The organism is Ectothiorhodospira lacustris, from assembly GCF_022227785.1.
In the GTDB taxonomy this organism is placed as follows: Bacteria; Pseudomonadota; Gammaproteobacteria; order Ectothiorhodospirales; family Ectothiorhodospiraceae; genus Ectothiorhodospira; species Ectothiorhodospira lacustris.
Genome location: NZ_JAJNQM010000036.1, coordinates 19,781 through 32,786, shown reverse-complemented (window position 1 = coordinate 32,786; position 13,006 = coordinate 19,781). Strand labels below are relative to the sequence as shown.

Sequence of the window (13,006 nt, the reverse complement as noted above, 5' to 3'; positions counted from 1 at the left end):
TCCCGCGAAAGCGGGAATCCATTCGCAGACCGTAAACCATGGACTCCCGCTTTCGCGGGAGGTGACGGTGGGGGACTTCCGGGACGCCCGCCTCTGCAAGGAGCGGCGGGGGCGTCTTGTTCAGTGTTTCTCTCAGGCGGTCAAGTCACGATAGCCCAACAGCACGTCGGAGGCCTCGCCCCTGCTGCCGTCGGTCCGCTCAAACTGCCCCTGCTGGGCCACCACGTCATAGGCATTCAGCGCCCGGGCGGTCTGATCATAGCCCAGGTGAATGGCGGCCACGCCCGCCTCCTCCAGGGTCTTGAGCCGCTGGCTGCCGTCCGCACCCATCTGGAACAGGCGCAGACGCTCGAACACGCTGTCCTGGGCGTTGATCACGCCGTCGCCGTTATCATCGAACTTGGCCAGCTCCTCGAAGCCGTGGGCGGCACCGTGCTGATCCCCGAACAGTTCCCGGCCATCATCAATGACACCGTTGTCGTTGCGGTCCAGGGCCAGGAACCAGCTGTTGCCGGCGACGAAGCTGACCTGCTCCTGCCGCCCGTCGCCGGTGATGTCGAAGCGCGCACCGCGATCCACCCCGGTGGTGGTGATGCCCTCGCCGCCCAGGTCCAGCACCAAGGGATCGGCCTGCTGCGGCGCCCCGCCCAGACTGATCTGCAGACGCTCCATGCGCACGGATTCAAAGCGGATGCGCACCGCCTCGCCGGTCTCTGTGCCCCGGATGTTCACGTCCAGCCGGGAGACGCCCAGTTGCTGCCACTGGAGTTCCACACCACGGTCGGGGGCCGCCCCGGACGCGGGTGACCCGGAGGGAGATGCCGGCTCGGAGGAAGAAGATGAGGCCTCCGGGGAAGCACCGGCCCCGGCTTCGAGCTTCGGCTGATCCCGCAACAGAACCTGCCGAATGATGCGATAGTCCTGATGTTCGTTGAGCCGGGTTTCCTTGTCGGCCAGGACACCTGCGGCCTCCCCGTCCGGCACGGCCGGCACCGGCGCGGCAGATCGGGTGGTGGGCTGAAGGACGGGAGTGGAGACGGGCGGGATCATGGACCACCTGTGCCGGATACTATGGGCCTGATGGGTTTATCGGCAGGCATGGGTGAGACTTTAGGGATGATCCGAACCCGTCATTCCCGCGCCAGCGGGAATCCATTCGCAGACCGTAAACCATGGACTCCCACCTTCGCGGGAGTGACGGTGGAAAACTTGCCGAGACGCCCGTCTTCGCGGGAGTGACAATGGGGAACTTGCCGAAACGCCCACCTTCGCGGGAATGACGGCGAGGGGCCTGCTCAGCATTTCCCTGGAGGATTACAAAAGGTAACCGGGTGCGGCACACTTGAGACCGAACCTTGCCGCCGCAAGATGGAATCCCATGCTCTCTGCCCAGCCTCCCCCCCCTCTGACCCTGTATGTGCACATCCCCTGGTGTGTGCGCAAGTGCCCCTACTGCGACTTCAACTCCCATGCCGCCGACAAGATTCCCGAACAGGCCTATGTGGAGGCCCTGATCACGGACCTGGAGACGGAACTGCCCATGGTCTGGGGACGGTGCATCGACAGCATCTTCATCGGCGGCGGCACCCCCAGCCTGCTGAGTCCCGAGGCCGTCGAACACCTGCTGTCGGCGATCCGTGCCCGCCTCATCTGCCGTCCCTATGCGGAGATCACCCTGGAAGCCAACCCCGGCACCGTGGAGCAGGCCCGGTTTGAGGGCTACCGGGCGGCGGGGGTGAACCGCCTGTCCATGGGTATCCAGAGCTTTGACGATGCCCTGCTCGGGGCTCTGGGCCGCATCCACACGGGACGGGAGGCCCGAGCGGCGGTGGCGACGGCACGGGCGGCGGGATTCGAGAATCTGAACCTGGACCTGATGTTCGGCCTACCCGGCCAGACGGTGGCCCAGGCCATGGCCGACCTGGACACGGCCCTGGATCTGGGGCCGGAACATCTGAGCTGGTATGAACTGACCCTGGAGCCCAACACGGCCTTTGCCGCCGCGCCCCCCGCCCTGCCCGACGAGGACACCCAGTGGGCCATGATGACCGAAGGTCAGGCCCGCCTGGCATCCCGGGGGTTTGTGCACTACGAGGTCTCAGCCTATGCCGGGAATGGGCGACAGTGCCGACACAATCTCAACTATTGGCGGTTCGGGGATTATCTGGGCATCGGCGCCGGGGCCCACGGCAAGCTCACGCTACCGGCGGAGGGACGCATCCTGCGTCGATGGCGTCACCGCCAGCCCGCAGCCTTCATGGCGGGGGCACGGGCCGGGCGGGCGCTGAACGGCGAGCGGATACTGGGTCCGCAGGAGACGGCATTCGAGTTCATGCTCAATGGCCTGCGACTGGTGGAGGGCGTGCCGTCAACCCTGTTCACCCGCCATACGGGCTTGGGGCTGGAGGCCCTGGAACCGGCAAGGTCGGAGGCGGTGGCCCGGGGACTGCTGGAAGATGACCCGGCACGTTTGGTGGCAACCGCAACCGGGCGGCAATTCCTGAACGATCTGGTGGCCCTGTTCCTGCCTGCAGAAGGGCCGGGCGAAAAGGATTGAGGGGGAGGGAGAGCGACGGAAACAACGGCATCAATCCGCCGGTTTCTTCGGCACCCACACCATCACCTTCTCCACCAGCCCCATGTCCAGCGCCGCCTCGGCAGTGAACTCGCCGGCGTAGGCGGCCTCTTCCTGGTTCAGGTCGTAGCAGTTGGCGCCGGTGATGTCCATGAGTACCGCCGGGATGCCGGCGGCACGAAAGGCGTGGATACGCTTCTGATAAAAATCCCGACAGCACATCCCTACATAGGCCGACTCACCCTCCGCCTGCATCCGCTCCAGCACCTGGCACAGATGCTCGTAGCGGGTGATGGTCACCACCTTCATGCCCCGCTCCCGGGCCAGACGATAGGCCTCCCCCACATCGCAACCGCCACACTCGGGACAGGCGTCCTCGTGGCGCCAGTCGCACCAGGCAGGTTTGGCACAGTAAGGTACCAGCAGGACCGAGGCCCGGCCAAGGATATCCTTCACCTCTTCCACGCCGCCGGGCCGATGCACCATGAGGCGGTTGGCCTGCCCCGCACTCAGACCCAGCCCCTGTTCGGCACGCCGCCCCAGGGCCAGACGCAGCAGCCGGCACAATTCATCGGGACCGAATCCCGGGAGCTGGACGTCCTCGGCCCGCAGACGGCGGATCATGCGCACTTCAGCCGCTGCCATGGGCGCACCGGCCAGGGTCTCGGCCAGGGAGAGAAACAGATCGGGCGGCGCCACATGCACCGCGCCGGAGAATTGGGCCGCCCGGATCATCCGGCCGGTGTCGTCCGGCACCAGGCGCAACTGCAGGATCCCCCCGGGCGTAGGCAGGAAGGCCTGCCAGCTTTCATCCGCCGTTGCCGACCAGTCCTCATCCAGAGCGGGGTCCACGGATGGCGGCGGCCATGATCCCTGCGCCTGTTCCTGCACCAGGTCCGGCACGCCCTCGATGGCCGTCAGTGCCAGTTCCCCGAGCAGGGAGCGGGCGGCGGCCGCCTTCAGGGCTTCCATGTCCGGATCCGTGACCGGCAGTTCCCCCAGGGTGATGAAACGATTGCGGGCACTGAGAATGCCCTGGGCGCTGAGCTTTTCCCGGGGCGCCCGCAACACCTTGAGCAGGACTTCCGTATCCAGGGTTTCCAGGATCACAGCCTGGTAGAGGATGGCCTCGGCCTCAATGGCCAGAAAACCCGCCCCCAGCTTGCGCCCGGACACTTCCAGGTCATTGGGAAAGGTGGTATGGGCGGGAATGCCCAGGTCCGCCAGGGCGCGCACCAGGGCCCGGTTGAGCCGGGCCATCAGCGCCGTCAGGGTATCGCCCTCCCCCAGCCAGCGGCGGGGCAGGGTCAGACTCAGGCAGCACTGGCCCGGGGCCAGATAAAGGGCACCACCGCCGGTGAGCCGACGCACCACGGGAATACCCGCCTGGTCACAGTAGGCGATGCGCACCCCGTGACAGACGGCCTCGTGACGACCCAGGCTCGCGGTGGGTTCATAACGGTGGAATCGCAGCCGGGCCTCGTCGGCCGCCACGGAACCCGCCAGATGGCGATGGTCCCGAGCCACCTGCTCGATCCCCGGCGCGATGCCCTCGGTCCAGACCCGGCAGGGCCGGACCGTCATGCCGATACACTCTCCCGCCAGTTCATGCCGGCGTCACCTTCCCAGTAGCCGTCACAGAAACGGGGGAACAGGGGCTTCATGGCGTCCAGGGCCTGGCGCGGGGTGAGGCTGCCGTCGATGCAGCCACGGAAGGCTCTGGCCACGGCCTCAGTACCTTCCGGTTCCGGTGAGACACGGACCACGTCGATCCCCATGGCCCGCAGCTCGGGCATGACCCCGATGAGGTTGTTGGGGTCGGCGGACTGCAGCTGGATGCCGTTGATGGTGAGGAAGCCGCTGCCGTCCTGGGTCGCCAGGGGCAGGCCCGCCGGATAGTCCAGGCAGGCCAGCTCGCAGCTGTCCTTGGGCAGGTTGCGGGCACGGGCGGTGAAGCAGCGAGCGGAGAAGGCCAGAGGCAGACGACCGAACACCAGTACCTCGGTTTCCAGCCCGTCGGGCCGGGCCTTGTGCATGCCTTCCAGGATATGCCGGGACAGCTCCACGGGCATCACCCAGCGCACGGCACCGATGTCGCGCAACTCGCGCAGGGTACCGGGATTGTAGGTGTTGATGTTGGGGCCGGCGACGAAAGGCTTGCCCTGGGACAGACCCAGGGAAGTGGCATCGTTGGCCTCGATCATGAAGCGCCCGTTCTGTACCAGACGCTCCAGGGCCAGGCGCTCGGATTCCGCCTCCATCAGGGCCAGGGTGGACATGACCACGGTCTTGCCGGCGGCCGCCAGACGGTCGGCCACCTCCAGCCAGTCGGCGGCGCGCAGTTCACGACGCTTGGAACAGACCGTCTCGCCCAGGTAGACGATGTCCACCGGCCACTGTTCGACGGCGGCGTAGAATTCCATGACCCGCTCGCGGGGCCAGTAATACTGAATGGGTCCCAGGGAAAGTTTCATTGCCAGGCTCTGTGCAAGGCACCCAGGGTCTGGGTGCGTCCTTCGGACATGCCGGCGAGCTGGGAGGCCCATTCCGGCCGCGGGGTATAGGCATCGGGGTTGGCGTGACAGGCATCCAGGGCCTGGCGCATGACGCGCGTGGCCTGGCCCACATAGGCGGGGCTGCGCTGACGGCCTTCCAGCTTGATGGCCTTGACGCCGATCTTGAGCAGATCGGCCAGGATGTCCAGGGTGCTCAGGCTGGTGGGTTCCTCAATGGCATAGATGGTGTCGTCGCAGTTGCCCACCTGATAGCGGCCCTTGCAGATGACCGGATAGCCGGCGCTCTCGCCCGGCTTGAAGGTATCGATGAGCACGCCGTTCAGACGCGCCTCGCGGCCACGGCCAGTCTCGATCCAGCGCACCGCGTGAGCGGGGGAGCAGGCCCCCTTGGTATTGGGGGAGTCGCCGGTGGCATAGGAGGACAGCATGCAGCGGCCCTCCACCATTACGCAGAGGCTGCCGAAGCCGAACACCTCGATGTCCAGCTTGGCCCGCTCGATCACCTGGGACACCTGGGACATGGACAGTACCCGGGGCAGCACCGCCCGTACCACGCCGTAGCGCTCATGGTAGAAGTTCAGGGCATCGGCGGTGGTGGCGGACCCCTGAACCGACAGGTGCAGGGTGAGGTCCTGGTGGGTATCGGCGGCGTAGCGCAGCAGGCCCATGTCGGCGAGGATGACGGCATTTACGCCCTCCTCGGCGGCCACATCCACCGCTTGGGTGGCGGCGGCCCAGATATCCGGCTGGGGATAGGTATTGAGGGCCATGTAGACCTTCACGCCCTTGCCCCGGGCATAGGCAATGCCCTTTTGCAGGGCCTTGCGATCAAAATTCAGGCCCGGGAAGTTACGGGCATTGGTCTCGCCGCGCAGGCTCAGATAAACGGCATCGGCGCCGTTGTCCACGGCTGCCCGGAGCGCCGGGAAGCCGCCCGCCGGACAGACCAGCTCCATACGATCTGGGTTCATCAACAACTCTCCTGGGTTCCTGGAAGGTGACTGTCTGAATGTAAGGGACGCGCACCCTGCCGGGTCCCTCGCCGTGTCAGCTCCTGTTCGATGGCGTTGATCACCGTCCACTTGCTGCCGCACCAGTCCGGTGCCAGCAGCAGGGGCTTGCGGGCCGTGGCGGTCAGGCGATGGAACACCACCTCAGGCGGGGTCATCTCGATCATGTCCACCGCCGTGTTCACGTATTCGTTCAGGGTCCAGGGCCGGTATTCACCGGCCCGCCACTGGCGGGACAGGCGGGTACCCCGGACCACATGCAGGGGGTGAAGCTTGAGGCCATCGGTGCCTTCATTCAAGACCCGGGAGAGGGTTTCCCGCTGATGCCAGGGGGTCTCGCCGGGCAGGCCGATGATCAGGTGGGTGCAGACGGACAGGCCCCGGCCGCGGGCACGCCGGACGGCGTCCTGATATTCGGCAAAGCCGTGACCCCGGTTGACCCGAACCAGGGTCTCGTCGAAGGCGGACTGCAGGCCCAGCTCCAGCCACAGGGTATGGCCCTGTTCCTGGTAGGACACCAAGAGATCCAGCACCTCGTCGGGCACGCAATCGGGCCGGGTACCGATGGACAGCCCCACCACTCCCGGCTGCTCCAGGGCGGCATCGTAGAGGGCCTTGAGGCGGGTGACCTCGGCATAGGTGTTGGTATAGGCCTGAAAATAGGCCAGATGCAGGCGCGCACCGGTGCGCCGGGCCACCACGTCCCTGCCCTCCGCCAGCTGTCGGCGCACGGCGCCGCCGTCCTGCCCCTGGGGGGCGAAACTGGCGTTGTTGCAGAAGCTGCAGCCACCACGGCCCTTGGTGCCGTCCATGTTCGGGCAGATGAAACCGGCGCTCACGGTGAGCTTGTGCACCCGCTGGCCATACCGTGCCCGCAGGTGGCTGCCCAGGGTGTTGACGTGGTCGGTGAGGGTGGACATGGTCAGCCCACCTGGTCCAGGAAGCGGCGACGGAAATCCACCCCCAGTTCCCGGGCAAGGCCTTCACAGGCCTCGATGTCCACCCCCGGCAGGCCGTCGACGGCGGTGACGGTGACCTGGGGGACATGGGCGCGGGCGGCACGGACGAAATCCAGCACGGCCGGATAGGCGCCGGGCAGCTTGGGCCGGCAGTGCCGCTCGTAGGTGAAGGCGTCCTGGGCATTGAGGGAGACGGACAGGGCATCGATGCAGCCGGCCATCTCCGGGGTCACGTCCCGACCGTGGACCAGATTGGCCAGGCCGTCGGTGTTGATGCGGATGGCGGGTGCGCCCCGGGTCTTGAGCTGCCGGGCCACGGCCAGGATGGCGTCCAGCCGCAGGGTGGGTTCGCCCAGACCACAGAAGACCACGGCCTCGTGATCCTTCGGATCACCCACCGCATCCAGCATCTGCGCCACCGTGGGTTCCTGGTACAGCCGCAGGGGGTACCCCTGCACCGCCCAGGTCTTGTTGAACTTGGGGCAAAAGGCGCAGCGCAGGGTGCAGCGGTTGGTGACGTTCAGGTAACGGCGGTTGTGTAGGCTGTAGCCCACCACGGGGTCTGCGTGGTGGTCGGCCGTCTGTTGCTGCATCTTCAAGCTACCTCTTGGCTTGCGGCCCGGGGTCGGGGCCGCGACCCGACGCCCGAAACCGCGGCGTGGGCTCGCCGGGAAAGCCGCCATTAAACATGAATTGGCGGGCGCTGTCATGCCCTGGAATCAGTCTTGGCCGGTGCCGCCGGTCAACCTCGCCATTCGCGGCCGGGGGCCGCTCAGGTCTTGGGCAACGTCACGCCCCGCTGCCCCTGGTACTTGCCGCCCCGGTCCTTGTAGGAGGTCTCGCAGACCTCGTCGGACTCCAGGAACAACATCTGCGCCACCCCTTCATTGGCATAGATCCGCGCGGGCAGGGGGGTGGTATTGGAAAACTCCAGGGTCACATGTCCCTCCCACTCCGGCTCCAGAGGGGTAACATTCACAATGATGCCGCAGCGGGCATAGGTGCTCTTGCCCAGACAGATGGTCAGCACATTGCGAGGAATCCGGAAATACTCCACCGTCCGCGCCAGGGCGAAGGAGTTGGGGGGGATGATGCAGACATCCGACTTCACGTCCACGAAACTGCGTTCGTCGAAAGACTTGGGGTCCACGATGGTGGAGTTGATGTTGGTGAACACCTTGAATTCGTCGGCGCAGCGCACGTCATAGCCGTAGCTGGAGGTGCCGTAGGAGATGATGCGCTCCTCCCCGGCATACCTCACCTGTCCCGGCTCGAAGGGTTCGATCATGCCCTGCGCCGCCATGCGGCGGATCCACTTGTCCGATTTGATCGACATGAAACGACCTGCCTTTTACTGGATGACGATGTTGGGGAACTTGGCGCTGTAGTCCCGGGCCTGGGCGGCCAGGCGTGCGGCGGTGCGGCGGGCGATCTCCCGGTAGATCTCGGCGATGCGGCTGTCGGGCTGGGCGATCACGGTGGGGCGGCCGCCGTCGGCCTGCTCACGGATCTGGATATCCAGCGGCAGGGCGCCGAGGAACTCCACGCCGTAGTCCCGGGCCATGCGCTCACCGCCGCCCTGGCCGAAAATGTATTCCTCGTGACCGCAATTGGAGCAGATGTGGATGCTCATGTTCTCCACCACGCCCAGCACCGGCACGTCCACCTTCTCGAACATCTTCAGACCCTTGCGGGCATCCAGCAGGGCAATGTCCTGGGGCGTGGTGACGATGACGGCACCGCTCACCGGAATCTTCTGGGCCAGGGTAAGCTGAGTGTCGCCGGTACCCGGTGGCAGGTCGATGACCAGATAATCCAGCGCCTTCCAGTTGGTGTCCCGCAGCAACTGCTCCAGGGCCTGGGTGACCATGGGGCCACGCCAGATCATCGGCGTGTCCTCGTCGATGAGAAAGCCGATGGACATGGCCTGGATACCGTGGTTTTCCATCGGCTCCATAGTCTTGCCGTCGCGCGTCTCCGGCTTGCCGGAAATGCCCAGCATGCGGGGCTGGCTGGGGCCGTAGATATCGGCGTCCAGGAGGCCCACGCTGGCCCCCTCGCCCGCCAGGGCCAGGGCCAGGTTGGCGGCGGTAGTGGACTTGCCCACCCCACCCTTGCCGGAGGCCACGGCGATGATGTTCTTGATCCCCTGAAGGGGTTTGAGGTTTTTCTGTACCGCATGGGAGACGATGCGGGTCTCCACCTGCACCGCCACCGCGCCGACACCCTCGATGCGCCCCACCCGTTCCGTCACGGCCTGCGTAAGCGCACCGTGCCAGCCGGCGGCGGCATAGCCCAGGGTCAGATGGATACTGACCTTGTCGCCTTCCACCTGGATATCCTTGACGGCCTTGGCGGACATCAGGTCCTTGTCCATGTAGGGATCCTGGATCTCCTTGAGAGCCGTTTCAACCTGCGCGCGGGACACCTGGGACATCAAGCCTTCCTCGGGGTTTCAGAGTGTAATCCTGGGATTCTACACCAAGGGACTCGGGAAGACTGAATCGCCTTGGAGTATCATTTCTCCATGAAGACCCCCGAACTCCTCGCCCCCGCCGGCACCCTGAAAAACCTGCACTATGCCCTGGCCTATGGTGCCGATGCGGTATACGCCGGCCTGCCCCGCTACTCCCTGCGGGTGCGCAACAATGACTTTTCCACCCTGGAGCAACTGCAGGCCGGGATCGAGGCCACTCACGCCGCGGGCCGACGCTTTTTCCTGGCCACCAACATTGCCGCCCATCCCGCCAAGGTGCAGACCTTCCTCAGGGACCTGAGTCCGGTGGTGGCCCTGGCGCCGGATGCCCTGATCATGTCGGACCCGGGCCTGATCCTGATGGTGCGGGAGACCTGGCCGGAGATCCCGGTGCACCTGTCGGTGCAGGCCAACACAGTGAACCAGGCCTCGGTTCGCTTCTGGCAGGGGCTGGGTCTGTCTCGGGTGATCCTGTCCCGGGAGCTGTCCCTGGAGGAGATCAGCCGCATCCGTCAGGACTGCCCGGACATGGAACTGGAGGTGATGGTGCACGGGGCCATGTGCATCGCCTATTCCGGGCGCTGCCTGCTGTCGGGCTACTTCAATCACCGGGATGCCAATCAGGGGGCCTGCACCAATTCCTGTCGGTGGCGCTACCGCCTGCACCCCGCCCGGACCGATGCCACCGGGGACCTGCAGCCGGTCGAGGAGGCAACCGGAGGACGTCATACCCTGGCAAACAAGGCATTCCTGCTGGAGGAAGGGGAACGGCCCGGACAGCTCATGCCGGTGGAGGAGGATGAACACGGCACCTATATCCTCAATTCCATGGACCTGCGGGCGGTGGAGCATGTACAGCGGCTGGCCCGGATCGGGGTGGATGCCCTGAAGATCGAGGGCCGGACCAAGTCCCACTATTACGCTGCCCGCACCACCCAGGTGTATCGCCGCGCCATCGACGATGCGGCGGCGGGACGAGACTTCGATCCGCGATTGCTGGATCATCTGGAAGGACTGGCCAACCGGGGCTATACGGACGGCTTCCTGACCCGGGCACGGGACCGGACGGCGCAGAATTACGCCCGGGGACATTCGGAATCCTCCCGGCAGCTGTTCGTGGGGGAGATCCTGGGTTTTGACCCCGACACCGGACTGGCGGAGGTCGAGGTGAAAAACAAGTTCGCGGTGGGAGATCGCCTGGAGGTGATGACCCCGGCGGGCAGTCGCGAACTGGTCCTGGGAGCCCTGTTCAGCCTCGCGGGAGACGCGATGCCGGAGGCACCGGGTGCGGGCTACCGGGTCCGGATCCCCCTGCCCGAGGGGAATTACGACCTGGGCCTGGTGGTACGGTACATGGACCTGCAGACGCCCCAAGCACCTTGCGACGCCTTCTCCTCCCAGTCCTGATCCTGCTGGCCGCGGGCCTGTCCGGCCCGGCCCTGGCCCTGGACGGCCTGCGCCTGGGCATCGGGGACATCCAGGGTGAGGGCTGGTCCATGGAAGGTGTCAGCCTGGACCTGAGCCTGGGGCAGCGGGATGCCCTGGACCTCCAGGTGGAACGCCTCCGGCTCCCGGAACCACTGGGGACATTGCGACAGGTCCGGCTGCACTGCCAGGGCGGCGGGCTGGACAACATCACCCTGGACTGCCCCCAGGTCCGGGTGATGTGGCGCCACCCGGACCTGGGACAGGGCACCGGCACGGGCCGCATGACCCTGCGCCTGGACGGACGTCTGGACCTGGATCTGACCCTCACCCTGGAATCGATGGGCCGGTTCCAGGTGCGTCTGCTGCAGGGTCCTGAGCAATGGCAGGCCACGATGACCCTGCAGAACCTGCCCGCAGAGGGGCTGCTGCCCCTGATCATGACTCTGTCTCCTTCCACTCAGGATTCCCCCCTGGATGGTGCCCTGTTGCGAGGCGCCCTGTCCGGCCGCCTCCGGGCGGCCGGTGGTGATGACGGTCTGCAGCATCTTTCTGCCCGAGTGTCCTGGCGATCCGGCGCCTTTGCCGGGGCCGACGGCATGCTGGCGGGGGAAGACCTGTCCGTGGACCTTGAGCTGGAGGCCCGGCAACAGGCCGGGCGCTGGCAGGGTCGGCTGGACCTGGCGTGGACCGAAGGAGGCGGCTACGTCCATCCGGTCTACGCCGAGGCCTCCCGCGAGGCCCCCGGCCGACTGGGGCTGTCCTTTCGCGGAGCCTCGGAATCCGGCGATCTGCAGGTGGAGCAGCTGGACCTGACCTGGGGAGAGGCACTGCAGGTGGTGGGCAGGCTGCGCCTGGATACCCGGCAGGCTCAGCCCCTGCGGGAGGCCGACCTGATCCTGAGCCGGGGGCGCCTCCCGGTCCTCTATGAGACCTTTCTCCAGCCCTTCCTCTACGGCACGGTACTGGAAGACCTGGAGACCCTGGGGTTGGTCTCGGCCCTGCTGCAGGTCAGGGAGGGCGAGTTATCCCGAGCGGTGCTGACCGCCGTGGACGTGCATCTGGATGACCGCCTGGGCCGCCTGGGCCTCTACGGCATGGACGGCCGTTTCCTGTGGGCTGCAGAGGAAACCCCGCCCGCCAGCAGCCTGGGCTTTTTGGGCGGGCATGTCTACGGCATCCCCCTGGGAAACGCCCGCCTGCGCCTGCAACTGGAGCAGGACGGCCTGCGCCTGCTGGAGCCGGCCCGGATACCCATCCTGGACGGGGCGCTGGAGGTGGAGACACTCAAGGCACAGTCCCTCTCCGGCGGTGACCCGGTGGTGGTGTTCGATGGCCGGATCACCCCCATCGCCATGGAACTGCTGGCCGCCGCGGTGGACCGCCCCCTGTTCACGGGCACCCTGGCCGGAGTCATCCCCCAGGTGCGTTACCAGGGGGGCGAACTGAGTGTCGGCGGGCGACTCCTGATCCATGCCTTCGACGGGCTGATCATGATGCGCAACCTGCGTCTGCAAGACCCCTTCGGGGTGGCACCGGTGCTGTCCGGCGACATGGACATCAACCATCTGGACCTGGCTGCCCTCACCGGCACCTTTGCCTTCGGCAGGATCGAGGGACGGCTGCAGGGTCATGTGCATGACCTGGTGCTGGTGAACTGGGAACCGGTCCACTTCGACGCCGCCCTGTACACCCCGCTGGAAGGCACGTTCCGGCGCCGCATCAGCCAGCGGGCGGTGGACAATCTGGTGAGTCTGGGCGGCGGGGTGGGCGGGGTGCTGGGCACCGGCTTCCTGCGCTTCTTCGAGTCCTTCGCTTACCGGCAGCTGGGCCTGTCCTGCCGATTGCGGGGAGACGTGTGCGAGATGAGCGGAGTGGCGCCGGCGCCCACGGGGGGGTACTTCATCGTCCAGGGGGCGGGGCTGCCACGGATTCAGGTGGTGGGCTTCACCCGTCAGGTGGCATGGCGGGATCTGGTGCACCGGCTGGTGGGCGCCGTGCAGTCCGGTGAGTTCTCGACGAACGCCGACGATTGAAACCAGTGC

The 13,006-nt window shown here is 66.5% G+C and carries 11 protein-coding genes; 3 read left to right on the top strand and 8 right to left on the bottom strand.

The window, feature by feature from the left end; genetic code table 11:
• Nucleotides 1-132: 132 nt before the first annotated feature.
• A complete protein-coding gene (locus tag LQ952_RS08680; protein WP_238622268.1) occupies nucleotides 133-1,050 on the bottom strand; it encodes a hypothetical protein in 918 nt (305 codons plus the stop codon).
• A 328-nt stretch (nucleotides 1,051-1,378) separates the two neighbouring features.
• Between LQ952_RS08680 and hemW the strand changes: the two genes are divergently transcribed.
• Nucleotides 1,379-2,557 (top strand): radical SAM family heme chaperone HemW, encoded by a 1,179-nt coding sequence (gene hemW, locus LQ952_RS08675; RefSeq protein WP_238622267.1) that lies wholly within the window; start codon nucleotides 1,379-1,381, stop codon nucleotides 2,555-2,557.
• Nucleotides 2,558-2,587: 30 nt separating this feature from the next.
• On the opposite strand, the gene LQ952_RS08670 is transcribed toward hemW, so the two are convergent.
• The 7 genes from LQ952_RS08670 to apbC form a co-directional block, all read right to left on the bottom strand.
• The gene (locus LQ952_RS08670; protein ID WP_238622266.1) at nucleotides 2,588-4,159 is read right to left on the bottom strand and encodes a lipoyl protein ligase domain-containing protein; all 1,572 of its coding nucleotides are present in this window, start codon (nucleotides 4,157-4,159) and stop codon (nucleotides 2,588-2,590) included.
• Entirely contained in the window at nucleotides 4,156-5,049 is an 894-nt protein-coding gene (ubiV, locus tag LQ952_RS08665; RefSeq protein WP_238622265.1) for a ubiquinone anaerobic biosynthesis protein UbiV, read from the bottom strand. Before ubiV ends, LQ952_RS08670 begins: the two co-directional genes overlap by 4 nt.
• Nucleotides 5,046-6,047 (bottom strand): ubiquinone anaerobic biosynthesis protein UbiU, encoded by a 1,002-nt coding sequence (gene ubiU, locus LQ952_RS08660; protein ID WP_430733762.1) that lies wholly within the window; start codon nucleotides 6,045-6,047, stop codon nucleotides 5,046-5,048. Before ubiU ends, ubiV begins: the two co-directional genes overlap by 4 nt.
• 14 nt (nucleotides 6,048-6,061) lie before the next feature.
• On the bottom strand, nucleotides 6,062-7,021 hold the full coding sequence (mnmL, locus tag LQ952_RS08655; protein ID WP_238622263.1) for a tRNA modification radical SAM protein MnmL/YtqA: 960 nt from the start codon (nucleotides 7,019-7,021) through the stop codon (nucleotides 6,062-6,064).
• Nucleotides 7,022-7,023: 2 nt separating this feature from the next.
• On the bottom strand, nucleotides 7,024-7,653 hold the full coding sequence (locus LQ952_RS08650; protein WP_238622262.1) for a TatD family nuclease-associated radical SAM protein: 630 nt from the start codon (nucleotides 7,651-7,653) through the stop codon (nucleotides 7,024-7,026).
• Nucleotides 7,654-7,832: 179 nt separating this feature from the next.
• Complete coding sequence (gene dcd / locus LQ952_RS08645) at nucleotides 7,833-8,396, bottom strand: dCTP deaminase (RefSeq protein WP_200175672.1); 564 nt, start codon at nucleotides 8,394-8,396, stop codon at nucleotides 7,833-7,835.
• Between the two features lie 15 nt (nucleotides 8,397-8,411).
• Complete coding sequence (gene apbC, locus LQ952_RS08640; RefSeq protein WP_238622261.1) at nucleotides 8,412-9,497, bottom strand: iron-sulfur cluster carrier protein ApbC; 1,086 nt, start codon at nucleotides 9,495-9,497, stop codon at nucleotides 8,412-8,414.
• 90 nt (nucleotides 9,498-9,587) lie between these two features.
• On the opposite strand from apbC, the gene trhP reads away from it, so the two are divergent.
• Nucleotides 9,588-10,943 carry a prephenate-dependent tRNA uridine(34) hydroxylase TrhP gene (trhP, locus tag LQ952_RS08635; RefSeq protein ID WP_238622260.1) on the top strand — a complete coding sequence of 452 codons (1,356 nt, stop codon included), beginning with the start codon at nucleotides 9,588-9,590 and terminating at the stop codon, nucleotides 10,941-10,943.
• Nucleotides 10,916-12,997, top strand: a complete 2,082-nt coding sequence (locus tag LQ952_RS08630) for a hypothetical protein (protein ID WP_238622259.1) — start codon at nucleotides 10,916-10,918, stop codon at nucleotides 12,995-12,997. The genes trhP and LQ952_RS08630 overlap by 28 nt, the downstream gene beginning before the upstream one ends.
• Nucleotides 12,998-13,006: the final 9 nt, after the last annotated feature.